This is a genomic window from Brevibacillus aydinogluensis, from assembly GCF_961514395.1.
GTDB classification, from domain to species: Bacteria; Bacillota; Bacilli; order Brevibacillales; family Brevibacillaceae; genus Brevibacillus; species Brevibacillus aydinogluensis.
In genome coordinates, this window is record NZ_OY569118.1 from 1,022,756 (window position 1) to 1,047,610 (window position 24,855).

At 56.7% G+C, this 24,855-nt stretch carries 22 protein-coding genes and 1 pseudogene; 18 read left to right on the forward strand and 5 right to left on the reverse strand.

Translation table 11 applies throughout. From position 1 onward, the window contains the following. The first annotated feature begins 142 nt into the window (after window positions 1-142). From Q7F15_RS04880 to cysC, 8 genes are all read left to right on the forward strand, one after another. The gene (locus Q7F15_RS04880; RefSeq protein ID WP_171567499.1) at window positions 143-919 is read left to right on the forward strand and encodes an inositol monophosphatase family protein; all 777 of its coding nucleotides are present in this window, start codon (window positions 143-145) and stop codon (window positions 917-919) included. A gap of 273 nt (window positions 920-1,192) precedes the next feature. Beyond that, window positions 1,193-1,984 (forward strand): sirohydrochlorin chelatase, encoded by a 792-nt coding sequence (locus Q7F15_RS04885; RefSeq protein WP_230077288.1) that lies wholly within the window; start codon window positions 1,193-1,195, stop codon window positions 1,982-1,984. Further along, the gene (locus Q7F15_RS04890; protein WP_171567501.1) at window positions 1,968-3,584 is read left to right on the forward strand and encodes a nitrite/sulfite reductase; all 1,617 of its coding nucleotides are present in this window, start codon (window positions 1,968-1,970) and stop codon (window positions 3,582-3,584) included. Before Q7F15_RS04885 ends, Q7F15_RS04890 begins: the two co-directional genes overlap by 17 nt. Window positions 3,585-3,606: 22 nt before the next feature. Further along, window positions 3,607-3,840, forward strand: a complete 234-nt coding sequence (locus Q7F15_RS04895) for a DUF3906 family protein (protein WP_171567502.1) — start codon at window positions 3,607-3,609, stop codon at window positions 3,838-3,840. Between the two features lie 107 nt (window positions 3,841-3,947). Then, a complete protein-coding gene (cobA, locus tag Q7F15_RS04900; protein ID WP_304415186.1) occupies window positions 3,948-5,447 on the forward strand; it encodes a uroporphyrinogen-III C-methyltransferase in 1,500 nt (499 codons plus the stop codon). After that, window positions 5,431-6,174: a phosphoadenylyl-sulfate reductase gene (locus tag Q7F15_RS04905; RefSeq protein ID WP_171567504.1), complete on the forward strand. Its 744-nt coding sequence runs from the start codon at window positions 5,431-5,433 to the stop codon at window positions 6,172-6,174. The genes cobA and Q7F15_RS04905 overlap by 17 nt, the downstream gene beginning before the upstream one ends. A gap of 6 nt (window positions 6,175-6,180) precedes the next feature. After that, window positions 6,181-7,323 (forward strand): sulfate adenylyltransferase, encoded by a 1,143-nt coding sequence (sat, locus tag Q7F15_RS04910; protein ID WP_171567505.1) that lies wholly within the window; start codon window positions 6,181-6,183, stop codon window positions 7,321-7,323. A gap of 18 nt (window positions 7,324-7,341) precedes the next feature. Then, entirely contained in the window at window positions 7,342-7,956 is a 615-nt protein-coding gene (cysC, locus tag Q7F15_RS04915; RefSeq protein WP_304415187.1) for an adenylyl-sulfate kinase, read from the forward strand. Between the two features lie 70 nt (window positions 7,957-8,026). Here the strand turns inward: cysC and Q7F15_RS04920 are convergent, their stop codons facing one another. Next, entirely contained in the window at window positions 8,027-9,280 is a 1,254-nt protein-coding gene (locus Q7F15_RS04920) for a hypothetical protein (RefSeq protein ID WP_171567507.1), read from the reverse strand. Window positions 9,281-9,463: 183 nt separating this feature from the next. Between Q7F15_RS04920 and Q7F15_RS04925 the strand changes: the two genes are divergently transcribed. From Q7F15_RS04925 to Q7F15_RS04945, 5 genes are all read left to right on the forward strand, one after another. Then, on the forward strand, window positions 9,464-12,331 hold the full coding sequence (locus tag Q7F15_RS04925; RefSeq protein WP_304415188.1) for a DNA translocase FtsK: 2,868 nt from the start codon (window positions 9,464-9,466) through the stop codon (window positions 12,329-12,331). Window positions 12,332-12,849: 518 nt separating this feature from the next. Next, window positions 12,850-13,245 carry a hypothetical protein gene (locus Q7F15_RS04930; RefSeq protein WP_212133567.1) on the forward strand — a complete coding sequence of 132 codons (396 nt, stop codon included), beginning with the start codon at window positions 12,850-12,852 and terminating at the stop codon, window positions 13,243-13,245. A 138-nt stretch (window positions 13,246-13,383) separates the two neighbouring features. After that, window positions 13,384-13,941: a signal peptidase I gene (gene lepB / locus Q7F15_RS04935; protein ID WP_438286233.1), complete on the forward strand. Its 558-nt coding sequence runs from the start codon at window positions 13,384-13,386 to the stop codon at window positions 13,939-13,941. 247 nt (window positions 13,942-14,188) lie between these two features. Continuing rightward, window positions 14,189-14,812, forward strand: a complete 624-nt coding sequence (locus Q7F15_RS04940; RefSeq protein ID WP_304415189.1) for a matrixin family metalloprotease — start codon at window positions 14,189-14,191, stop codon at window positions 14,810-14,812. Window positions 14,813-14,955: 143 nt separating this feature from the next. Continuing rightward, the gene (locus Q7F15_RS04945) at window positions 14,956-15,675 is read left to right on the forward strand and encodes a hypothetical protein (protein ID WP_171567510.1); all 720 of its coding nucleotides are present in this window, start codon (window positions 14,956-14,958) and stop codon (window positions 15,673-15,675) included. An 84-nt stretch (window positions 15,676-15,759) separates the two neighbouring features. Here the strand turns inward: Q7F15_RS04945 and Q7F15_RS04950 are convergent, their stop codons facing one another. Then, window positions 15,760-16,713: a DMT family transporter gene (locus Q7F15_RS04950; RefSeq protein WP_171567518.1), complete on the reverse strand. Its 954-nt coding sequence runs from the start codon at window positions 16,711-16,713 to the stop codon at window positions 15,760-15,762. Between the two features lie 152 nt (window positions 16,714-16,865). Between Q7F15_RS04950 and Q7F15_RS04955 the strand changes: the two genes are divergently transcribed. The 5 genes from Q7F15_RS04955 to Q7F15_RS04975 all read left to right on the forward strand — a co-directional run bounded on the left by Q7F15_RS04955 (window position 16,866) and on the right by Q7F15_RS04975 (window position 21,954). Next, entirely contained in the window at window positions 16,866-17,771 is a 906-nt protein-coding gene (locus Q7F15_RS04955; protein ID WP_171567511.1) for a LysR family transcriptional regulator, read from the forward strand. Between the two features lie 68 nt (window positions 17,772-17,839). Next, window positions 17,840-18,820 carry a quinone oxidoreductase family protein gene (locus tag Q7F15_RS04960; RefSeq protein ID WP_212133565.1) on the forward strand — a complete coding sequence of 327 codons (981 nt, stop codon included), beginning with the start codon at window positions 17,840-17,842 and terminating at the stop codon, window positions 18,818-18,820. 172 nt (window positions 18,821-18,992) lie between these two features. Next, window positions 18,993-19,640: a pyridoxamine 5'-phosphate oxidase family protein gene (locus Q7F15_RS04965; RefSeq protein ID WP_212133563.1), complete on the forward strand. Its 648-nt coding sequence runs from the start codon at window positions 18,993-18,995 to the stop codon at window positions 19,638-19,640. A 137-nt stretch (window positions 19,641-19,777) separates the two neighbouring features. Next, complete coding sequence (locus Q7F15_RS04970) at window positions 19,778-20,605, forward strand: aldo/keto reductase (RefSeq protein ID WP_171567513.1); 828 nt, start codon at window positions 19,778-19,780, stop codon at window positions 20,603-20,605. Window positions 20,606-21,210: 605 nt separating this feature from the next. Beyond that, on the forward strand, window positions 21,211-21,954 hold the full coding sequence (locus tag Q7F15_RS04975) for an IclR family transcriptional regulator (RefSeq protein ID WP_212133561.1): 744 nt from the start codon (window positions 21,211-21,213) through the stop codon (window positions 21,952-21,954). Window positions 21,955-22,465: 511 nt separating this feature from the next. Here Q7F15_RS04975 and Q7F15_RS04980 read toward each other — a convergent pair. From Q7F15_RS04980 to istA, 3 genes and pseudogenes are all read right to left on the reverse strand, one after another. Next, window positions 22,466-22,726 carry a hypothetical protein gene (locus Q7F15_RS04980; RefSeq protein ID WP_304415190.1) on the reverse strand — a complete coding sequence of 87 codons (261 nt, stop codon included), beginning with the start codon at window positions 22,724-22,726 and terminating at the stop codon, window positions 22,466-22,468. Between the two features lie 116 nt (window positions 22,727-22,842). Continuing rightward, complete coding sequence (gene istB, locus Q7F15_RS04985) at window positions 22,843-23,610, reverse strand: IS21-like element helper ATPase IstB (RefSeq protein ID WP_008409491.1); 768 nt, start codon at window positions 23,608-23,610, stop codon at window positions 22,843-22,845. After that, window positions 23,607-24,829: pseudogene (gene istA, locus Q7F15_RS04990) on the reverse strand (IS21 family transposase). The gene istB and the pseudogene istA overlap by 4 nt, the downstream one beginning before the upstream one ends. Window positions 24,830-24,855 lie beyond the last annotated feature (26 nt).

The following is a 24,855-nucleotide window of genomic DNA, read 5'->3' on the forward strand; positions in this document are numbered from 1 at the left end:
TATTGGCTTGCGCGGGCGCAAAGGCGACCGCCAAGCGGCTGTTGGGGCCTCGAAAACGGGTGTCTCTTAATCATAGGAAAAAAACCGGGAGAAGCGCAAGGGAAAACCATGGATGAGGACAGAGAAAAGGAGATGGAGCATCATGCTGGACATTGCCAAGGAAGCCGCAAGCCAGGCGGGCGCGTATTTGCAGGAGCGGTTTTTGGAGCGTCTCGTGCCCGATGAGGAACTGCACAACGACGTCAAGCTGCCGGAAGACAAGGAGAGCGAACGGCGCATCATCGAGGTGCTGCGCCGTCATCTTCCCGGACATGCGATCTATTCCGAAGAGATCGGCATGGTGGAGGGCGACGAGGAATACCTCTGGATCGTCGACCCGCTGGACGGCACCAACAATTACTTTATCGGCTTTCCCTACTTCTCCGTCTCGATCGCCCTGCAGCACAGGGGCGAAGTCGTGCTGGGAGTGGTGTACAACCCGGTGGCCGGCCAGATGTTTTGGGCGGAAAAGGGCAACGGGGCGTTTTTAAACGGCAGACGACTCGCCGTCAACGAGCGGGACGATTTGACGAGAGCGGTCGGCACGTACATTCGCGGCCGCAACACGGTGACCAAGGAGGAAGAGTGGGCGTTTACCCGTCCGTTCGCGCTGAACACCAAGCGGCTGATGCGCAACATCGCTCCCGCCCTGGACTGGTGTCTCCTGGCAAACGGATGGCTGGACTACATCGTCATGCAGCGCTCCGGCATCATGGATGTGGCCGCCGGCATCCTGATTGCCCAAGAGGCGGGGGCGATCATAACCGATTGGGAAGGGAACCCGTACCGGCACGCGTCGTTCAGCGCTGATCATTTCCCATCGCTGGTGGCCAGCAACGGCCGGATTCACGAGCGGATATGCGGTTTGATTGGCGGATAGGCGGCGCTGATCAGCTACTAGGTGCGCAAAAGAAAAAGCTGAACAGGGCGGCGGATTCATGGAGACGATCGGGAATCGGCTGCCGGCCGGTAAAGTGTTGAATGGTTGTGACAAAACGCCGTGTGTGTATAGGCTTCTGCGAACAAAGCATGCGGTGCCGTTCGCGTTGGGCCATGCATGCCCGGTCTTTTTTTGTTGACGGCCGGAACGAATGACACTATAATTCCAAGTAACTATATAGGAATTATACATCATTGAGAAAGGGGGATTTGCATGACCGATGCGGCCGTGCTGGTCATCGCCCACGGCTCGCCCGACCCTCATTGGATGGAACGGGTGGAAGAAGCGGTCCGTCCCTACTGCCGCCAGATGTTGATTCGAGTCGCCTACTTGGACGGGGTGGAGGGGCGTGGCATTGCCGATGAGGTAGAGCGTCTGGAGCGGGCAGGGGTGGAAACGATCGCCGCCGTGCCGCTGTTTGTCACCGCCGGGAGCACCCACGTCAGCGAAATCAGGGGGATGCTCGGGCTGGAGCCGGATGCCATAACGCCAAACGTCAAGCCTGTCGCCACGCGGGCTCGGTTTCTCTGGTGTCAGCCGCTGGAGGACCATCCGCTGGTGGAGCAGATCGTCTGCGAGCGGCTGCGGGCTCTGTCCGTCGATCCTCACCGCGAAGCGCTCCTGCTCGTCGGACACGGTAGCGACCTGCCAGGGTATCGGGAACGCTGGGAGCGCCTTTTGCACCGCTTGACGTTCCGCCTGCAAAACCGCTTTTACTTCTCTGCCGCGGGCTATGCCACGCTGCGGCCGGATACGGTCGCGACCCGCGCCCGGCAGCTTGCATCCTGCGGGGAGCTGGTCGTGCTGCCGCTGTTTGTCAGCCAGGGGTATTTTACCGGCCGTGCTCTGCCGGAGCGGCTGGCAGGGGTGTCCTACCGGTACGACGGCAGCGCGTATCTGCCTCACCCGCTGATTGGCGAATGGATCGTACAGTCGGCAAAGACGGCGTTTTTGTTGGACTATCAAACGCAAAGGAGCGTGATTGGCGATGGCCAAGCAACGTAAATGGAAATGGGCGGATGATCCCAATCTGAACAAAGTGGAGCTGACCAAGCTGGAAAAAGACGGGTTGGACGTGATCGAGACAATTATCAACACCTATTCCAAGCAGGGGTACGACTCCATCGAAGCATCCGATTTCGACCGGTTCAAGTGGGCGGGCGTCTACCAACAACGGCCCAAAGAAGGCTATTTCATGATGCGGGTGCGCATTCCCGGCGGGATTTTGACCAGTGAACAGGCCCGTGTGCTGGCCGGCATCGCCCGCGATTACGGCCGCGATCTCGTAGATGTGACGACGCGGCAGGCCATTCAATTTCACTGGCTGACGGTGGAGTCGCTCGCCGACATCTTCGAACGGCTGGGCGCCGTTGGTCTTTCCTCGTTTGAAGCGTGCGGCGACTGTCCGCGGACGATCATGGGCAACCCGCTCGCCGGCATCGATCCGCATGAAGTGATTGACACGCGTCCGATCGTCAAAGAATTGGAGCAATTCTTTTTGCTCAATCGGGATTTTTCCAACCTGCCGCGCAAGTACAAGATGTCGATCTCGGCCAACGTGTACAATGCGGCTCACGCGCAAATCAACGACCTGGCGTTTACCCCGGCGAAAAAGACGATCGGTGGAGAAGAGGTGATCGGCTTCCACGTCTGGGTCGGCGGCGGCCTGTCGGCCAAACCGTACCTGGCGCAGCAGTTGGATGTCTTCGTCCGCCCGGAAGAGGTGGTCAAGGTGGCGGCCGGCGTCACCACGCTGTTCCGCGACTACGGTTACCGGTACAAACGGACCCATGCCCGGCTCAAGTTCCTGGTCGCCGACTGGGGAGCGGAGCGGTTCAAGGAAGAGCTGCTGAAGCTGACCGGCGAACTGGAGACGAGAGGAGAAGACCTGCTGAAGGGCTGGAACGCCGGTTACTTTTACGGCATTCACGAGCAGCGGCAGAAAGGCTTTTACTACGCTGGGCTGTCGGTGCCCATCGGCCGCATGAACGCGGATGAACTGCTGGAACTGGCCCGGCTGGCGGACGAGTACGGCGACGGAACGATTGGCACCTGCAACACGCAAAACGTGCTGATCCGCAACATTCCGGCGGAAAAAGTGGAGGCGTTCCGGGCTGAGCCGATCGTGGTCAACCGGTTCAAGCTGGAGCCCAACACGTTTGTCGGGTATGCCGTCTCCTGCACGGGGATCGAATACTGCAACCTGGCGATCGTGGAGACCAAGGAACGGATGCGGGCGCTGGCGGAGTACCTGGATGCGACCGTGCCGCTGGATACACCGCTGCGCATCCACATGGTGGGGTGTCCCAACTCGTGCGGCCAGCGGCAGATCGCCGACATCGGTCTGCAAGGGGCATTGGTGAAAACGCCGGAGGGCATGGTTGACGCCTTTGACGTCCACGTCGGCGGCACGCTGGAGGACCCCCGTTTTAACCAAAAGCTGAAGGCGCGCATTACCGCCGACAAACTGGGACCGTTCCTGGCACAGCTCATCACCGCCTACAAGAACGAGCGGCTGGAAGGGGAGCCGTACTGGCGTTACGTGGAACGCGTCGGCATCGAGGCGATTCAGCGGCAGGTGGACGAGATTTTGCAGACAGCGTAAGCGGTGCCGAGGAGGAGACGAGATGGCGGAAGAGCAAGCGGAAACGTTTTTGTACAAATTGGAAGCGGAGCTGGCGGACCGGCTGTTGACGATCGTGGTTGTCGCACAGTCGGACGAACGGGCGTTTAGCGCAGCGGAGAACAACATTCTCCGGCACACGGTGGCGCCGCCGCAGATCAAACAGCTCAGCCTGGTGGAAAAAAAGCCGTTGGGGCGGCAGGGCGTGGGCTATGTGATTGAAACGGCGCAGTTTTGACAGGCAAAGGCGCGGCGGTTGCGGCCCGCCGCGTTTTGAGGGAGCAGTGATCAGCGGCGCGCCTTGCCGCGTCAGACAAGGAACGGGTACAGCTAGGAGGGCGGTTGATGAAAAAGACAGGCAGCGTCATGTTTGTGGGGGCTGGCCCGGGTGATCCCAAGCTGCTCACGATTAAAGGCAAGGAGGCGATCAAACGGGCGGATGTGGTCGTGTACGACCGGCTGGCCAATCCGCTGCTGCTCGCCCACGCCAAACCAGACGTCCGGCTGATCTACGTCGGCAAGGAAGCGGATCGTCACTCGCTTCCCCAGGAGGAAATAAACCGGCTGCTCGTACGGGAAGCGCAGCAGGGCAGCCTGGTCGTCAGGCTGAAAGGCGGCGATCCGAGCATTTTCGGTCGGGTTGGCGAGGAGGCGGAAGTGTGCCGGCAGGCAGGGATTCCGTTTGAGATCGTGCCTGGCATCACTTCGGGCGTGGCAGCTCCGCTGTACGCGGGGATTCCGCTGACGCACCGGGAGTACAACTCGGCAGTAGCGTTTCTCACCGGCCATCAGTGCGAGCAAAACGCGGGCAGGGAGTTGGACTGGGCGGCGCTGGCCGCGATGGAAACGCTGGTGATTTACATGGGCGTTAAAAACTTGCCGCACATCCGGGAGCGCCTGCTGGCGCACGGCAAACCGGCCGATACGCCGGTTGCAATGGTGCGTTGGGGCACGCTCAGCGTGCAGCAGACGCTGGTCGGTCCGCTCTCCACCATCGATCGGCAGGCGGCGGAGGCGAAGTTTCACGCGCCGGCGATCATCGTCATCGGCGAGGTGGTCAGACTGCGCGATACACTCGAGTGGTACGAAACAAAGCCGCTGTTCGGCTTGACGGTGGCCGCGGCCGCCGGCGATCCGGAGCAGGAAGACCGTTTGTTGGCGGAGTTGAAATCGCTGGGGGCCGACGTCCTGCCGGTGGCAGTCGAAGCGCGGGCAGCGGAGGCTGATGCAGACGCGGAACGCCTGACCGATGAGCTTCTGGCATGCCGGTGGCTGGTATTTGCCGACGAGCGGCAGGTGGACTTCTTTTTTCGCACGCTTCGCGAACGGCGGATCGATCTTCGCCGGATCAAGGCTCGGATTGCTGCACGCGGCGAGCGGACTGCCCAGGCGCTCGAAAGCCGGGGGTTGCCGGCAGAGCGGCTGTTTGCCGCAGACGAACCGCTTGCCGCCGTCTCCCAAAACCTGCCGCTCGACCAGGGAGACCGGGGGCTGTGCCTGAGCGGCGGACCGAGCGGGATCGCTGCGTCTGCCGACGGGGTGGTTTGGCGCACGGCTTCCGCAGGCCGGCTGTCATGGGTCGACACCCATCCTGCTGCCCCGCTGCTGCGGGCCCGGCGATTTGACTGGCTGGCTGCGGATGATCCGTACCATCTGGAGGCGCTGGCGCAGTTTGCCGGGGAAGAGTGGCAGAATCAGCCGCTGCTCTGTGTCGGTGAAGAGACGGCTGCCCGTGCCCGTTCCATGGGCTGGAGGCAGGCAGTGTCATGTGAGCGGGGAGCAGCGTGCGTCGTGAGAGCAGTTCGTTCAACGAACAAGGAGGAGGCATATGAACTGGAATTATGAATCGGTGACGGATGCCGAGCTCGCCAAGGTCAACCGGGAGATGGAGGGCAAAGACGCGCTGGACGTGATCAAGTGGGCGTACAGCACGTTCGGCGATGACCTCGTGTACGCCTGCAGCTTTGGCGCGGAAGGCATCGTGCTGCTTGACCTGATCAGCAAGGTGAAGCCGGATGCTTCCGTTTTTTTCCTCGACACCCATCTTCATTTTGCCGAAACGTACGACCTGATCAAACGGGTCCGGGAGCGCTTCCCAACGTTGAAGATCACGATCAAGGAACCGGCGCTTTCCTTGGCCGAACAGGCGGCCGCTTACGGGGAGGCGCTGTGGGAGCGGCAGCCCGACCAGTGCTGTCACCTGCGCAAGGTGGAGCCGTTGGCGTCAGTGCTGGAGGGGGCGGTCGCCTGGTTGTCCGGTCTGCGGCGGGAACAGTCGCCGACGCGGGCCCACGTCCAATACATCAACCGTGACGATCGCTTCCGTTCGCTCAAGGTGTGTCCGCTGATTCACTGGACGTGGGAGGAGGTATGGCTGTATATCCGCACGTTTGACCTGCCGTACAATCCGCTGCACGACCAGGGATACCCGAGCATCGGATGCGCTCCCTGTACGCGCGCGGTTCGGGAAGGCGAGGATGCGCGGGCAGGCCGCTGGGCCAATACGGGCAAGACGGAATGCGGCCTGCACGTCGCGCCCGCTTCGGCAACTCGATCGAATCCAAAGGAGTGAAGAACCATGACAACAAGCCAACCACACGGCGGCACACTGATCAACCGGTTCAATCCGGAAGCAGACCTCACGCTGGCAGTGCGCGAGGTGGAACTGGATGCGTTTGCGCTGGCCGACCTGGAGTTGATAGCCATCGGGGCGTACAGCCCGCTCACCGGCTTTATGGAGCGGGGGGATTATGAATCGGTCGTAGAGCGGATGCGGCTTGCCAACGGGCTGGTGTGGAGCATTCCCGTCACGCTGCCCGTTGCGGAAGAGGATGCGGCCGGACTGAAGGTTGGCGATTCCGTGCGGCTGTCGCACCAAGGAACCGTATACGGCCTCTTGGAAGTGCGCGATATCTACCGTCCGGACAAACAGGTGGAAGCCCGTCAGGTGTACGGCACCGACGAAATCAAACACCCGGGGGTAAAAAAGCTGCTGGAGCGTCCGAATGTGTATCTCGGCGGTCCGATTACACTGGTGAAACGGCCTGACAAAGGCGTGTTCGCCGCTCATACCCTTGACCCGGCCGAGACCAGAAAGCGGTTTGCCGAGCGGGGCTGGAAGACCGTGGTCGGCTTCCAGACGCGCAATCCCGTTCACCGTGCGCACGAGTACATCCAAAAGTCGGCATTGGAAATCGTCGACGGCCTGCTCCTCCATCCGCTGGTCGGCGAGACAAAGGCGGATGACATCCCTGCCGTCGTCCGCATGGAGAGTTACCAGGTGCTGCTGCGCCACTACTATCCGCCTGAACGCGTGCAGCTCGCCGTGTTTCCCGCCGCAATGCGGTACGCTGGACCGCGCGAGGCGATCTTTCACGCGATGGTGCGAAAAAACTATGGCTGCACCCACTTTATCGTCGGCCGGGATCATGCCGGTGTAGGGAATTACTACGGCACGTACGACGCGCAGCGCATCTTTCTGAACTTCACGCCGGAAGAACTGGGCATTACGCCGCTGTTCTTTGAAAACAGCTTCTACTGCCGTGCCTGCGGCAGCATGGCCTCCAGCAAGACCTGCCCGCACGGAGCAGAACATCATGTGGCGTTGTCCGGCACCAAGGTGCGGGAGATGCTCTCCCGCGGGGAAGCGCCGCCGCCGGAGTTCAGCCGTCCGGAAGTCGCCAAGGTCCTGATCGAAGGACTGCAGGCGCTGTCCGTCTGACAGAGGGGAGGAAATGCGATGAGCAAAGCGAACGCCCATGTGGTTTGGCATCCGACGACGGTGACGAAGGCGGACCGCCAACGGCAAAACGGCCACAAAAGCTGTATCCTCTGGTTTACGGGACTGTCCGGCGCGGGCAAATCGACGCTGGCCAACGCAGTGGATCAGCAGCTCCACGAGCGCGGTCTGAAGAGTTACGTGCTGGACGGCGACAACATTCGGCACGGCCTGAATCGCGGGCTGGGGTTCAGCACGGCTGACCGCAAGGAAAACATCCGGCGGATCGCCGAAGTGGCCAAGCTGTTCGTCGACGCCGGCGTGATCGTGCTGACGGCCTTTATCTCCCCGTTTCGCGAGGACCGCGAGTTGGCGAGGGGACTGGTGGAGCCGGACGAATTTGTGGAGATTTACGTCAAATGTCCGCTGGAGGAGTGCGAACGGCGCGATCCAAAAGGCTTGTACCGGAAGGCGAGAAGCGGAGAAATTGCCGAGTTTACCGGCATCACGTCTCCCTACGAAGAGCCGCTCTCCCCGGAGCTGATCGTGGAAAGCGGCACGCAGTCGGTAGAGGAGTCGGTCCAAATCGTCCTGCGCTATCTGGAAGAGCGGGGGATCATTCCGGCAAGACGGTAGGCTCAATATAAAATATAATGAAAAAACAGGCATGGCGTTTTCGGCGCCATGCCTGTCATACGTTATCCGCTTACTTTTTCGTCTCCTGTTCCATTGCCTTGAACTGCTCCAGGGCCTGGTGCTCTTCCAGCGCTTTTTCTGCGAACACGCGCAGGAAGCCTTTTTCACGGAATGCGTCGAGCGCTTTTTTGTCTTGTTTCAGCTGGTCGAGCGTTACAGCGGCGTCTTTGGACGGAACGTCATACTTGGTCGCTTTGTTGAAGTTGTAGCTGTACTGATCCGATTCCAGCCCGATGGTCAGCGGCTGTTTCATTTCCGGAACCTGGAAGGTAACGTTCAGCGTGCTCTTTTGACGAACCGGCAGTTTTTCTTCGGTGATGTAGAAGTCCATGTTCAACGTCACGCCATGGAAGCCATTTTGTTTAGCCTTTTCCAGAAGTTGTTCCGGTGTCTGCTTTTTGCCCTCGGTATCCAGCCATTGTTTGGCTTTTGCCAGACCGGCGGTTACCATCGCTTCGGCGACTGCGCGTTTTTCCGCTTCGCTGGTTTTCTTTTCCGGGTTGAGCAGTTCTTCATTCAGGCTGTTGGAGAGCACCATCATTTCGATGGCGAACTTTTTGACCTCCTGGTTGGTTACCGCGTCGTTGGCGGTGTAGAAGAACATGTTGATCAGTTCTTTGGCGTCAAGATTCACGGCTACGTGGGTTGCCTTTACCTTTTCGCCGTTGGGCAGCTGCACGGTTTCGGTGCCCAGGTTTTTCGCATTGGACAGCTTGTAGCCGTATGTAGCGAAGTACTTCTTCATGAAGTCAATCGCCAGTTTGTTCATCTTGTCCTGATACTCTTTGATTTTGGCGGCATCCACTTTGACGTTTTCGCCAAGAGCAGCCGCGTTGATCACGTTGGTGTCAAACAGCAGGTACTTTTGATCCAGCGGCGTTTTTGCAAACAACTTGCCGTCGTTGATCACCACTTCCAGCGCGGCTTTTTTGTCGCCGGTCCAGAACTGTTTTTCGCGAAGCAGTTTGTCGTCGTTCACTTCCACATTGAACTTCATGTTTTTCGTGTCAAGCACTGTGCCTTTCACGGTTACGCCTGCTTGTACAGCGGCCAGGATTGCAGCAGATTCCTTGTCCTGCTGCTGTTTTCCAAGGGCGGCCGGCAGCTTGTCAATGTCGCCGGTCAATTTGATTGTTCCTTCAAAGTCGTAGTTATGTTTCTCCAGTGATGCCACCATGGCGTCACGCACGAGCGATGCTTCACCGGCGCAGCCGGTCAGCAGCAGCATCAGGGCGAGAAGCAGGGCACTGCCCTTTTTCCACATGTTTCTCATCCTCCCTTAGATTGTCTTTTCATTCCCAATATCTACTACGTTTTATGAAAAAAAAGGTTGCGGAATTTTAGAAAAAAACATTGGGCGTAAAAACCAGCGGATGATTCATGCTAATATGAAAGAGAAAATCACTCGATACAAAAGGTAGGTAATGAAAGAAAGGAACGTTGCAACATGTGGTCGTGGCTGCAAAAGATGATCCGATATGTGCTGGGAGAAGAAGAGCAGGAGCGAGAGCAGGAGCTGGAGCGTGAAACCGTCCGTTATCGCCCGCCTGCCGGACCAGCCGCCGGTCAACTCCGGGCAAAGACAAAGAACATTTACCCGAAACAGCGGGGCGACGAGCAGGAACCGGAGTTTCCGAGAAGGGAGAGGCAACGCCATTTTCGCTTTCCCGTGATCTCGGACGAGGAGCTTCACCGGCCGAAGAAGAGAGAGCCGGTGGAGATGGACAAGCCCGGGCGGGGTGACAGTGTGTACTCAGGGCCTGATCTGGTCTTTCGCAGCGGCTCATCCGCCCGCAGCATCGCCGACGGTATGAAGGCCGGCGAACAAGTGAAGCCGGAAGTGATTCAAGAGAAGCGGGGGGCTGAGCATACCCCGCGCAAAATAGATCGCGTTAAAACAGAAACGGTCCGACGTGAGGAGAGAAAAGCCGAGCCGTTGCGCCCGGCGGGGGCTGCTGCGGAAAAACGTACATATAAGCCGTCGGAGTTCATCTCCCCGGTATACGGAAAAATGACGCCGTCCACGCGGGAGACGGAGCACCGGATTCACACGACGTCCGGGATCTTCTACGCCGGAGCGGACAACAAGCGGGAATTTGTAAACGCGGAGGAGGCTGCGGACCGTCCCGAGTTGACGGCTAAAGCGGAGACAGACGCTGTTTCGGCGGAACTGCAGCCGAATGAACCGGCGGCAGAGACGGCTGCAACGCTCCCGTGGACCAAACAGGAAGTGCCCGCAGCAAAGAACGGTACGGATGCGGGGGAAGCTGCTGAAGCACGGGACGTTTCGGAGGTACAAGCAGAATCGGCGGCCTCCGATGAGCTGACAACACGTGATGTGGTGTTCAATAACACGGCAGCAGCCGAGGCTGTGACGAATGCGGAGACGGTGTCCGAGACGGCGCATGAGATGGAACCGGGGCCGGAGACAAAGATGGTGCCGGAGACAGACGCGGTACTTGAGACAGAGTTGGTGGCAGAGACAGAAACGTTGCCTGAAACAGAGACGGTGCTGGAAACAGAGACGGTGCTGGAAACAGAGACGGTGCTGGAAACAGAGACGACGCCGTCGGAAAAATCAGAGGCGCCGATGGATGTCGCGTGCGAATCGCCGGCAGTGCCCGCCCAAACAGCGGACGAAGATGCAGACGAGGTGCCGACAGAACCGGGAGAAACGCAGGCGCCAGCGCTGTCGGACGAATCGGCGGCCAAGCCGCTCTCCCCTGCATGGGAGGCGTCCGCTCCCGAATCGACTGCTTGCGACCTTGCGGAACAGCCTCAAGCCGCCGAGTTGGATGCTGCCGCAGGATGGGCAGTCCGGGAACAGGAGATGAGCGCAAAAGAAATTGCCGCCTCTGCCGCCGTGCAGGAAAGGGCATCGTCGGCTGCAGGAACTGCGGAACCGTCTTACGAGCTGCCTTCGCTCGATCTGCTCGACCCCTGCCCGCCGATGAGCGAAGACGACGACGAACACACGCAGATTCAAAAAATGCTTTTGGAGGAGACGCTGGCCAACTTCAACGTCAACGCCCAGGTGGTGGGCATCGTCAAGGGGCCGTCCGTCACGCGTTTTGAACTGCAGCCGGCGCCTGGGGTCAAGGTGAACAAAATCACCAGCCTCATTGACGACATCAAGCTGAACCTGGCGGCCAAGGACATCCGCATCGAGGCGCCGATCCCCGGCCGCAACGCCGTCGGGATCGAGGTCCCCAACCTGACCAGTCAGCCGGTCCTGATCAGCCGGATCATCGGCTCGGCGAAATTCCGCGAGCATCCGTCACCGCTGGCCGTGGCGCTCGGCATGGACATTGGCGGGGAGCCGATCGTCGCCGACATCAAGAAGATGCCGCACGGACTGATCGCGGGTGCCACCGGCTCGGGGAAAAGCGTCTGCATCAACTCGATCATCGTCAGCCTCTTGTACAAGGCGACGCCGGAACAAGTGCGGCTGCTGTTGATCGACCCGAAAATGGTGGAACTGGCTCCGTACAACCATCTGCCCCATCTGGTGACGCCAGTGGTGACAGACGCCAAGCAGGCGACAGCCGCCCTGAAGTGGGCGGTGGAGGAGATGGAAAAACGCTATGCGCTCTTCGTCGACGCGGGTGCGCGTGACATCGAACGTTATAATCAGACCGTCGACCAGCCGCTGCCGTACATCGTAATCGTGATCGATGAATTGGCCGACCTGATGATGGTCTCGCCGCAGGATGTGGAGGAATGCATTATTCGCATTGCGCAAAAGGCGCGGGCTTGCGGCATTCACCTGCTGCTGGCCACGCAGCGGCCGTCCGTGGACGTGATCACGGGCAACATCAAGGCCAACGTGCCCACCCGTCTCGCCTTTGCCGTTTTTTCACAGGTGGATTCCCGCACCATCCTCGACCAGTCGGGCGCGGAGCGGCTGCTGGGACGGGGCGACATGCTCTTTTTGGAGAGCGGGGTCACTCCTGTTCGCCTGCAGGGGAACTACGTCTCGGACGACGAAATCGAGCGGATCACGCGCGCGATCAAACAGCAGCGAAAGCCGTCTTACCTGTTTAGCAAAGAGGAACTGGAGCAGCAGGTCCAGTCGTACGACATGGGCGACGATCCGCTGTACCACGAGGCGCTGCTCTTTGTCGCGGAACAGGGACAGGCTTCCGCCTCTGCCCTGCAGCGCCGCTTCCGCATCGGGTACAACCGGGCGGCCCGCCTGATCGAGATGATGGAGGCGGACGGCTACGTCGCCGGTCAGAACGGCGGCAAGCCCCGCGCCGTGCTGATCACCCGCGAGGACGCGGAGGCGCTGGCAGAAGGATCGTCACTGTTCTAGCATATCAGGAATGCTGCAAAGGTCTTGCCGATTGGGCAAGGCCTCAGCGTGTAGACAATGTTCGCGGCGCATGGGAGATCGGGCCAGCTCGCTCGCTTGACGCCCAGCACAGAAGCGGATGAAGTCCGCTCCAAAACGCGACGCAGGCAGGGGACAAACATCTGGGTGTTTCGATGAAGTGAGACTTGTGTCCCCTGTTGGTCCCCGCGTCATCGTTTTTCCGCTGAGCCGGTCGTCAAAGGAGCTCGCTTGGCCCATCTCTCCATGCGATGTACGTTGTCTACAGTTTCGGTTGATGAATGGTCAGGCCTTTCGGCCTGGAAATCATTTTCTTATGGACGCTTATACAATGAACCGTTTGTCTTCAGTCTGAGGTCTTGCCGATTGAGCAAGGCCTTTTTTACGCTTGCGGGGACAGCCAGGTCGTGAGTGTGCACAAACAGACAGACAGATCTTGCTGAAACCCCCATTGTCGTTTTATTCTGAAAAATATCACGAAAAGAAACGGAGGTACGCACATGGACCCGCTGAAAAAGAAGTACCAACCGATTGACGAACAGATTGTCCTGTTCAATGACGAGTATTACCTGAGTGTGCAAAGGCTTGACGTGTCGGAATTGGACGCGAACGCGAGAGAGTCGCTGTTCAACCATCTGTTTGCATTTGACAGCAGTGATATCGAACTGGAGATTGACATTTCCGAGGAGCAGCGGGGGGTCTGGTACCTGCAGCTGCTCGTGCCGCACGTGTTGACGCTGCCGGATGCGGCGCGTAAACGGCTGGAGAGAGGGACAAAACAGCTTGTCAGCCATCTGATGCAGCAGCCGCATCATCCGGCGTCCAGCGGGGTGGGCGGAGACGATCTGCTTTGGTATGTGCGGCGCTACAACCCCGATGTGGAGGTAATCGCTTGACGGTTGTCCGGGGAAATTCACGGGGATTTCGCGGGCTGCCGTGAAGGGGAGAGGGGGAGCGAGCTGGCCCGGTTAATTTGCAGCCGAGTTTGTGCTATCATACGTGGTAGACAAACTTGTACGAAAGGCGGGCTGCTTGTGAAGCTCAAAGAGATTTGGGATTGGATTAGTTCCATCGTCTTCGCGGCATTGCTGGCGCTGGTTCTGGGCGTCTTCGTTTTCCAACCGTTCAAGGTGGAAGGCCACTCCATGGACCCGACGCTGCATGATCAGCAGAGGATCTACGTGTCCAAACTCTCCCACACCTTTTCGTACCTGCCAGATTACGGCGACATCGTCGTGATCGACAGCCGTGTAAACCGAGAGCGCACAATCCGGGATGACCTGATGAACCATCCGTTGATTCACCTGATGCTGGGCAATCAAAAGGAAGATTTCATGTACGTCAAGCGCGTAATCGGCAAACCGGGCGACGTCCTGGAATTTAAGAATCACCAGGTGTACCGCAACGGCAAGCCGCTGGACGAACCGTACATCAAGGAGACAGCCCAGTACGACGGCTTGGAAAAAGTCGTCGTGCCCAACAACCACATCTTCGTGATGGGGGACAACCGCAACAACAGCCGGGACAGTCGGGACATCGGCTTTATTCCGCTCGACCACGTGATTGGCACCAAATTGGAATGGCCGTTCTGAAGGCGGATTTGAAGGCGGATTGACAAGCGGCCGCACTGCTGCATTCGATGGTCATGGAGAAGCGAACGACGAAAACGGAAGCGGCCCCAGATAGGGGACTTGCTTCCGTTTCGTGTTTTACAGCCGTACGTGTTCAGTCAACGTCATTATTAATTGGCAAAAAATACATATTCTTGTTGTGTTTTCTAATAATATGATTTAATATGTTTTTTGTAGAAAAATTTGGAATTTGTGGTGGTGTTGAACATTGAAGAAAACGTTGCTTCTCCTAGCGGTTTGTATGGGAATTGTTTCCTCAAGTGCTGGCATTGCCTATGCTGCGACGTTGGGAAAGATCTCCTATTGGTACTCCGACAAGGATATTATCAGTAGGTGGAGTACGAAACGGTATGTGTGGGCAGGGATGATGGACAAGAGCATAACGACTTCTGCTTTCGCATCCTATGTTAGCCACGCGATGAGTCAATGGCGCACAGCAGGGATTTCAAGTGATGGAGTTGATGAAAAATCTGATGCGAATATAAATATTTACGGGGGAACGTACAATACGTTGAAAGCAATGGAACCAAGTTTGAGCAGTTCAAATACTGGTCTTACTGTCTATGATGGAACATTAACGTATGAAGGCGATTGGCAATACGGTACGTCACTGAAGAAAAGTTACAAAATCGGCTCACCTGTGAACGTATATATCGTGCAAATAGACGGAAAAACTTCAAACGGTTACAAAAAAACAACCACTCATGAATTCGGGCACGCTCTTGGCTGGCGTGGACATTCCAGCAATTCAAATGATGTCATGTATGGGACCGCCAGCGAAGTAACCACATTGACTTCGAGGGATAAGAATCATCTTGTTCAAATATATTAATCCTGTCAAGATTGGAGGATTTTATTGTGAAACAGCTGAAGAAAGTTTTCACAATGGCCACCCTGTCCCTGCTTGTAATCACGGGTTGCACGCCGGATCATCGTGATGCTTCTTTGCACATTACCAGCAGGGAAGGAGAAACCGTGACAGCAATAACAAACGTAGACGATGCCGTAAAGGCTTCTGACCATGTCGTGATTGGCGAAGTAGTGGATGAAGCGAAATTCAGCAGCACCAACACCTACCGATACACTGTCGCTGTGAAAACGGAATTGAAAGGGAATGTAAACGCGAAGTCAATTGATGTGTATGAAGCGAAAGATGCGTTGAAAAAAGGGAAAGAGTATTTGTTGTTTCTGGAATACTGGGAACATGAGCTGTATCCCCGGCCTGTCTATACGCCGATCGGAGAGGAGACGATCATTGAAATCGACAAGAATCAATTACGTGGCAATGAAAACATTGTGATGAACAGAAAGAAAGACGACATGGTGACCTACATTCAAAATTCTCCGGAGGCAAAGCGGCTGACGAAAAAGAACGTTCACATCGTAGAGAAGGCGAGCAGTACGGAAGAATTGATAGATCAGTCCGATTTTGTGCTTCATGTCATGCCTGTGGAAGTCGTGCATGAAAACGAGTATGTAAAGACCGTTACGGCAGACATTTTGCAAGCGTACAAAGGAGAGCTCGATCAGGACAGTGCCATCATCAATTTGCCGGCTGATGTGGAGGTAGGCAAGGAATACCTGGTGTTCTTGAAGGGAGAAAAGGATTTCCGGCTGACGACTAGACAGGGAAGTGTCATCTCCAAAGACCATGAATCACAATGGAACGATGTATTGAACAGCATCAACAAATAGATATTGAAAAGACCACCTTGACGTCAGGTGGTCTTTTTTGCTGCACGGACGAGGATGGTGCTGCCCAATGCAGCGAACGATTTTTTATGAGGTTGCGCGGGCGGCCGCGGCGGACAGCTTGAGCTGTCTGCGCTGATAAAGGTTGTTGGCGATCAGCGCCGCGATGATCAGGAGCGTTCCCCCCACATCAAACAGGGTGAGGCGGTACCCCTGCATCACGGAGATGACAAAGGTGGTGACGGGCACGAAGTTGATAAACAGGATGCCGTTGATTGGCGTCAACAGCTTCACGCCCGCATTCCAACTGACCAGTGCCAGCACGCCGGCGACCAGGATCATGAAGCCAAGCTCGGGGCCGGCCGACCAGATCGACGGCAGCGCAGGGACGGACAACATGCCGAAAGCAGACAGCACGAGAACGATTGCAAGCGAAGTGGCGGTGCCCAGCACGCAGCTCAGTGTGGAGTAGCGGAGTACGGACCACTCGGCGAAAACATTGCCGCCAATCGTGTAGATGACCCAGCCCAGGACGCCGACAAAAATCACGAGAACCGGAAACAGCCGGTCGGTTCCCAGGAGAAATGCGTGCAAATCCCCTTTGGTAATCACCAGAAAGCAGCCGACCAGGGCCACCGCGATGCAGCCGACAGTAAACGGCGCCGGCTGCTTCCGGCTCCAGATCCACAGCACCAGCACCGAAATCATCGGCATCAGCGCTTCCATCACCGAAGCGAGAATCACGCCCGACGTGCCCAATTGGTTTTGGCCCCAAAAGATTAACAGGTTGTAGACGGTAAACGCCATCGTGCCGAAAAACCAGAGCGATGCGCCGCGGCCGTCAAAGCGAAGCGCCCGCCCGCCTTCCTTCAGCCACAAGAGGACCAACAGGATGACGGAGACGGCGGAGTAGCGGATGACGGAAAAGAAAAACGGATCGAGATGAGCAAACGCGCTTTCGGCCACGGGAAACATTGCTCCCCATGCGACGCTCGCGATCAGGCACAAAAATGCCCCTTTGAGAATGTGGTTGGTATTCATGTTGCTGTGATTGCCTGCCTTTCCATTGCTTTGACTCATTCACGATCTCCATCATATTCCGGAATTTTTATCATGTAAAACGATTGAAAATGATTGTACTCATCATTATGATTGATACCAGAGTGGAAGAGAGAGGAAGGGGGAGGAGCGGCGTGGAACTGAGTGATCTGCGCATTTTTCAAACCGTCGCTCAACACGGCAGCGTCAGCCGGGCGGCCCGGGCGCTTAATTACGTGCAGTCCAACGTGACGGCGCGCATTCAGCATATGGAGCGAAAGCTGGGAACGCCCTTGTTTTATCGGCATTCGCGAGGGGTGACGCTGAATCCCGAGGGCAGAAAGCTGCTTTCTTACGCGCAGAAGATTTTGGCGATGATGGACGAGATGGAAAAGGCGTTTCAGGACGAGGAGAATCCGTCCGGCCCGCTGTTGATCGGCTCTGTCGAGACGGTCTCCGGCTTGCCGGCGATCCTGTCTGTCTACTGCGGTCGGTATCCGCGCGTCGATCTGTCGCTGGTAACCGGGGTGACGGAACACCTGGTGAACGATGTGCTGGCCTATGAGTTGGACGGCGCGTTTGTCAGCGGACCGATCGAGCATCCGGAGATTGCCCAGGAGCTGTTGACGGAAGAAGAGCTGGTCCTGATCGCGAGCGGCGACGGTGCTTCCCATACACTTGACGAATGCAAATCCAGACCGCTGCTCGTGTTTCGCTCCGGCTGCGGCTATCGGGCCCGGCTGGTGCAGTGGCTCGCGGCGGAAGGGATTACACCGTCGCGGATCATGGAGTTTGGCACGCTGGAGACGATTTTGGCCATGGCCGCCTCCGGATTGGGGGTCTCGCTCGTGCCTAGGGCAGCTGTTGCTCACCTGGAGGAGGCGGGACGCATCCGCTGTCATTCCATTCCGCACGAGTTTGGCCGCGTCTCCACGGTGTTCATTCGCCGACGCGACGCGATTTTGTCCAGTTCGATGCGGAAACTGCTTGAGACCATTCGCCAGTTTCGTGACGAAGGGGGCACGGGTACGTCCCAGCCGGAAGCAGCTGCCCGCAGCTGACTGGACGAAACGAACATGGAAGCCCTGAAGAAATAAATAGAAAAACGGCCGGTGGGGGGAATGAAGGGATGAAAGCGATCGTGGTCACGCAGTTTGGCGGACCGGAAACGATGATCTACACGGACGTGGAATTGCCGGAGATCCATTCTGGACAAGTATTAATTCGTGTCGAAAAAACCAGCGTAAATTTTGCTGATATTAAATCGAGGTACGGGAAAAAGGGGACAGGCACGCTCCCGTTCATTCCCGGCCTGGATGCGGTCGGAATTGTCGAGCGGGTGGGGGCCGACGTAAAGCGCGTCAAGGTGGGCCAGCGCGTGATTGCGTTTCCGCAGCACGGATCGTACGCGGAGTATGCGGTCGCGGACGAACAGCTCACCTTTGCACTCCCCGACGAGGTGGATGTGGATACGGCAGCGGCCTGTCCGGTCGTTTCCTTCACATCCTACAAACTGCTCGCCGATGTGGCCAGACTGGAACCGGGCGAAACGGTCCTGATCCATGCCGCGGCAGGCGGCATTGGCACGACGGCGATCCAGTTGGCCAAAATTCTGGGCGCTGGCCTCGTCATCGGGACGGTCGGCAGCGAGGCAAAAGCGGCGGCCGCTCTGGAAGCCGGTGCGGATCACGTCATCTGCTACGAGCGGGAAGACTTTGCGGAAAAGGTAAACCAGCTCACAAACGGGGAAGGGGCCAATGTCATCCTGGATTCGATTTCCGGATGGGTCTCGGAAAAAAGCATGACCTGCCTCGCTCCGTACGGCAGGCTGGTTCACTTCGGAAATGCAGGCGGGGCCGTCGGGACGTTTGCGACAAAAGACTTGCACGCAAGCTGCCGCTCCGTGCTCGGATTCAGCTTCGGCACGACCCGGAAAATGCGTCCCCATCTCTTGCATGATACGGCGGAGCAGGTGTTTCGCCTTCTGGCCGACGGGCGTCTGCGCATCAGGATCGGGAGGCGGTTTCCGCTGGAAGAAGCGGCCAAAGCCCACGAGTGGGTGGAGAGCAGACAAAGCACAGGGAAAGTATTGCTGGAAGTCAGGGGATAGCCATGACAGCCTGTCCCAGACCGGCAGACTCCGATACCCGCTTCGCGTGATGAGCAGCGTGATGTGCGGGGGATTTCGCGTCCCATGTCCCACGTGTCATTGACGCAAACGTTGGACGATTTTGTGTGGTAGTCGAAAGCAGCATGGAAAAGTTGAGCTGGAGGTGTACAGGATGGATAACAAGACGATCTTTAAGGACGTGGTGACCGCCGAGGCGGAGCTGCGTGAACTGTTGGGCGAACCGAGGGAACTGGTCCGGCGCAAGGCGATTGACCGCCTGGACGGGCACTGCCGTGCGTTTATTGCCAAATCGCCGTTTCTCGTGCTGGCCACGGCAGACGCCGCCGGAAACTGCGACGCCTCGCCGCGCGGGGACGGGCCGGGCTTTGTGCACGTGCTGGATGACTTTCACCTGGTCATTCCCGAACGACCCGGCAACCGGCGGATGGACTCGATGCGCAACATCCTGTCCAATCCCCGGGTAGGGGTGATCTTTCTCATCCCCGGTCTGGAAGAGACGCTGCGCGTCAACGGCCGGGCCTGCGTCATCCGGGACGCCGACATTCTGAGCCGGATGGCGGTAAACGGCAAAGTGCCGGCCGTTGGCATCGGGGTGCGGGTGGAGGAGTGCTTCGTCCACTGTGCCAAGGCGTTCAAGCGCTCTGGCCTCTGGCAGCCGGAAGCGTGGCTGGACAGGGAGCAGCTGCCGGCCATGGCCCAGGTGCTGGCCGACCACATTAACATGAACGCCCCAGGGATTACTACCGGCAAGCAAGTGGAGGAAGCGCTGCAGGAGAGCTATACAAAGCGGTTGTACTGATGAAAGAGAAGGCATCCGGTGAGGTCGCCCATCTCCGGATAAAGCGGATTCCAAACAGTTACCGCCTTTTTTTGGAAGTATGGTTGTGTTACACTATATACGCTTATACATATTGGAAAAGACGGGAGGAGATCCAAATGGCAACGCATATCGGAGACAGCACTGTATTGAACAACGGAGTCAGCATGCCGTGGCTGGGTCTGGGCGTCTACAAGGCAAAAGAAGGGGAAGAAGTGCAGCGGGCGGTTCGCACCGCCATCGAAGTGGGCTACCGCAGCATTGACACGGCGGCCATCTACGAAAACGAGACCGGCGTCGGCACAGCGATCAAGGACAGTGGCATCGCCCGCGATCAGCTGTTCATCACGACCAAGGTGTGGAATGCTGATCAGGGGTACGAGACGACATTGAAGGCGTTTAACGAGAGCATGAAAAAGCTCCGCCTGGAATACCTCGATCTCTATCTGGTGCACTGGCCGGTCAAGGAAAAGTATTTGGAGACGTGGAAGGCGTTGGAGAAGCTCTATCGTGAAGGATACGTGCGGGCGATCGGCGTAAGCAACTTCCAGGTGCACCATCTGGAGGAGCTGCGCAAGGTGAGCGAGATCGTGCCGGCCGTAAACCAGGTGGAGTGCCATCCGCTTCTGACCCAGCGGGAACTGCGCGCATACTGCAAGGAAAACGGCATCCAGCTGGAAGCGTGGAGCCCGTTGATGAAAGGCAATCTGGACCTGCCGCTGCTGACAGAACTGAGTGAGAAGTACAGCAAGACGCCCGCACAGGTCGTCCTGCGCTGGCATTTGCAAAACGGCGTGGTTATCATCCCGAAATCGGTCACGCCGGAGCGCATCCGTCAAAACGCGGACGTATTCGATTTTACGCTGAGCAGCGAAGACATGGAGCGGATCAGCGCGCTGAACCAAAACAAGCGGTTCGGTCCCGACCCCGACAATTTCGATTTCTAACAAGCGCCAGACATTCCCGTACCGATGGACATACACAGGCAGCCGCTTTCAAGGCGGCTACCTCAGCGTGTAGACAAAGTTCGCGGCGCATGGGAGATCGGGCCCGCTCGCTCGCTTGACGTCCAGCACAGAAGCGGATGAAGTCCGCTCCAAAACGAGACGCGGGCAGGGGACAAACATCTGGGTGTTTCGATGAAGTGAGACTTGTGTCCCCTGTTGGTCCCCGCGTCTTCGTTTTTCCGCTGAGTCGGTCGTCAAAGGAGCTCGCTTGGCCCATCCCTCCATGCGATGCACATTGTCTTCCGCTTCGGTTGATGAATGGGCAGGCCTTCCGGCCTGGAAATCATTTTCTTATGGACACTTATTCAATGAACCGTTTGTCTTCAGTCTGAGGCAGCCGCTTTCAAGGCGGCTGCCTTTTGCTGTTGGGGGCAGTATGGCGGGTCCCCTGCAGGAACGATGCGGCCGTCCATCGTTTTACTACCTGGAACGGCGCTTTTTTTCGCTTTACGTGTGTCCGCCTTTTTTCTATACTGAAGAGTAGAACCATATTTCATCTAGTGAAACGATCGGTGACATTCCAACATGAAAGCGGGTGAGAACAGATGGAAGAGGCAAAAACGAACGTGCGGGCGGTGGAGCGTGCGCTGGACATCCTGCTCTGTTTCACGGATTCGACTGATCTGGGCCTCAGCGAGATCGCGAGCCGCCTTTCCCTGCATAAAAGTACGGTGCATCGGCTGCTGGCGACCCTGGAAAACAAAGGCTTCCTGATCCGCGACGCACAGACGGAGAAATACCGGCTCGGCTTTCGGATCTGGGAGCTTTCGGCCAATTTGACCCATTCGGATGACCCTGCCACCGTTCTGCTTCCGGAGATGGAGCGTTTGCGCGACCTGGTGGGCGAGACCATCAGTCTGTACGTGCGGGACGGCAACGAGCGGATTCGCATCCAGGCGGTGCAGAGCAACCAGCCGATCCGCCGGGTGGCTCCCATTGGAGCACGCATGCCGCTTTTCGTGGGCGCGTCCAGCAAGGTGCTGGTGGCGTACGCCGAGCCGGAGGTGCTCCAGGCTGTGCTGAACGATCCCAACTGGCCGGACTCGATCGATCGGGAGGCGTACCTGGAGCAGTTGGAGCAGATTCGGGCGCAGGGGTTTGCCACCAGCGTGGAGGAACGGGAATTGGGGGCCGCCGCCGTAGCTGCCCCGATATTTAACCGCAACGGCAAATTGGTGGCAGCCATTGCCGCGTCCGGGCCATCCAACCGGTTGACGCCGGAAAAAATGCGCGAATTTGCCCGTCCGATCATGGAGGCTGCGTACCGGATGGGCAAAATGATGAAATAGCACACGACGAAAGCGATTATGTTCAAAACGAAGCTGCGCGCTGTCGGGTACGTCCGGCAGCTTTTTTGTTGCCGAAAAAACAGGCGTCTGTAGGCAAACAGACGCCTGTTTTTTATATGGGATGGTTTTTTCTAAAAAAACAGGCAAGTATTCGCTTGCCTGTCAAACTGTACTTTTAATCATTGAGTTCTGCCTGGAAACCGTTTCCGGTCGGAAAGACCTGCACATTGATAAACCGAAGGTGGAGAAAACGTACATGGAGTGATGGGCCAAGCGAGCTCCTTTGACTACCTGCTCAGCAGAAAAACGAACGAAAGACGCGGGGAAAAACAGGGGGCACAAGTCTCACTTCGTCGAACTACCCAGATGTTTCCCCTTGCCCGCGTCGCGTTTTGAAGCGGACCCTGCCAGCTTCTTTGCTGGTCGTCACGAGAGCGAGCGGGTCAGATCACCCATGTACGGACTTTGACTACAAGCTGAAGGCACTTCATGAAGAAGTGCCTAGAAAGAATTACTTTAGTGAATCAATTGCATCCAATAGATCTGCCTCGTTTATTGAAGGAAGAGCATCGTCCTCTGTGATATTTTCAAATTCAGTGTTATTTGATTTCCAGGAGGCCAACCTACTGGATTTTTCCGCTTTAAATAGCTGATTTGGCGTGTTGGGTATAAGAATTAATTTATTTAGATTATCGTCGAATTGTCCGTTAAGAAATAAGAGGTATTCTCCTTCGTGGAGGGAATGATATTTAGGTGCAACAATATTCGCCATATCTTTACCATCCTTGCTTTCTACACCGACGAGGCGGTACATCTCGTTCAACGCCGACTTTATTTTGACCCACCATCGCCGGTTTAGAATTGACCCACCCGGCGATTTTTTGTTGGTTAGGTGGTAGAGGGGGAGCCGTAGGCTCCAGTCCTCATCTTCTCACGAAGTCGGTAACTATTCCCCCTAATATTGACGATGTGGGAATGGTGTAAGAGCCGATCCAGGATAGCCGTAGCAAGTATCGGATCGCCCATCAGTTCCCCCCATTCACCGAAACTCTTGTTGCTGGTCAACAGAATACTCCCTCTCTCGTATCTTGCACTTACTACCTGGAAAAAGAGGTTAGCTGCCAAACTGTCAAACGGTAAGTAACCAATTTCGTCAATAATCAGGAGCTTTGGTCGAATATAGATGCGTAGGCGTTTATCCAGCCTGTTTTCCGTGTAAGCTTTTCGCAGATCTTCGATGAGTTGCGAGAGACTGACAAAGTAAACGGATATCCCTTGCGAGATGGCTTCTACAGCCAACGCCACCGCCAGATGACTTTTTCCTACTCCGGGAGGCCCTAAGAACAAGACATTCTCGTGTCGGGTTACAAAAGTCATCGTGGCCAGCTCTCGAATCAACCGTTCGTCAATGCTGGGTTGGAAAGCAAAATCGAACTCCTCCAGCGTTTTTCGGTAAGGCAAGTGTGCGAGTTTGGTGCGTACCTCCATATTCCGTTTTTGACGTTCCGCTATCTCTGCATCTAGAAGCATGTTGAGAAAGGACAGATAGGTGGGCTGTCCATGACTTGCCGCTTCCAAATGGGCATCCAAGAGTAGAGCCGCTTGCTGAAGCCCAAGTTCCTCAAGACGTAGCCGTGCCTGTTCCAGTTCAATCATGCTCCCACCCCCGTCAGCTGCTCATAGACATCCAGCGAACGCACTTCCACTTGCTGCGATGAAATCTGTCGGGCTTGCGGACGTGGATAGGCATATCCTTGAGCAGTCGTAAGACCTGCATACTGGTTTTCACAAAAAACAGTTGCACGGGATCGATAGACCTTTTGGTGTCGAGCAATACATGTGCCGTCGGCCCAGATTTCCACCCACCCATTCACTTCTCGCACGGTACCCTCACGTCCACTGTACCTCCATGGAACCCCATATCGTACACCATCGTAGCTAACAAATCCGTCTCGGCTGACCTGTCTCGGTTCATGCAAGTATTTTTCCCATCGTTCAGCTGAAGGGATAGGCGACAGATTTTCCTCACGGAGTCGGTCGATGGGACGTTCGCCGGTTGTTCCATGAATACGGCGGTTAATCCGCTCGCACCAGTGTAGGGCTTGTTGATTGAGATCCTGTAAATCAACGAAGCGTTTGCCAGGAAGAAAGTTGTTTTTTACGTATTGAACGCCTCGTTCCACTTTTCCCTTTGTTTCGGGGCGTCGAACTTTGCATACTTTTGGAACAAGCCCAATCGCTGCAGCAAAGTCGGCAAAAAGCGGATGCCAGCGAGGTTTTCGATCATCTCCCATGCCCAGTACGACGGTTTTCATCTGGTCGGTCAGCATTACCTTTGGGATGCCCCCAAAATATTCAAAAGCATGAATCAAGCAACGAAGAAAGCTGTGAATGTCACAACGCTTAGTGAACTCTATATAGGTGGAACGAGAGTACCCCAATACCATGACAAATACCGGCACTTTTCGGACTGTACCGTCCAAATCTACGTAATCACACAGTCCCCAGTCGACCTGTGCATATTCACCAGGTTTCGTCTCGTAACGAAGAACAGCGGGAACTTGTTTGGGAGGACGGAAGTCCTTCACATAGTCTTTCAAGATGGTACGTCCCCCGGTATACCCCTTTTCTCGTAGAAGATCGAATAAAACCTCGCAGTTATAGATACCTTCTTGAAGACGTTCCTGCAGGAACGGTTTATACGGATCAAGCTTGGAACCACGAGATTTACGGGTTCCCTTTTCGGGGAGAATTCACCCCGGAGATATCGGCGAACTGTATTTCGAGAATGCCCCGTTAGACGGGCAATTTCACGAATACTCTTGCCTTCTGCCCTCATGGTATGTAACGATATCACTATCCCACTCCTTAGCATGTGTCTCCCTCCGAAGATTAACTTGG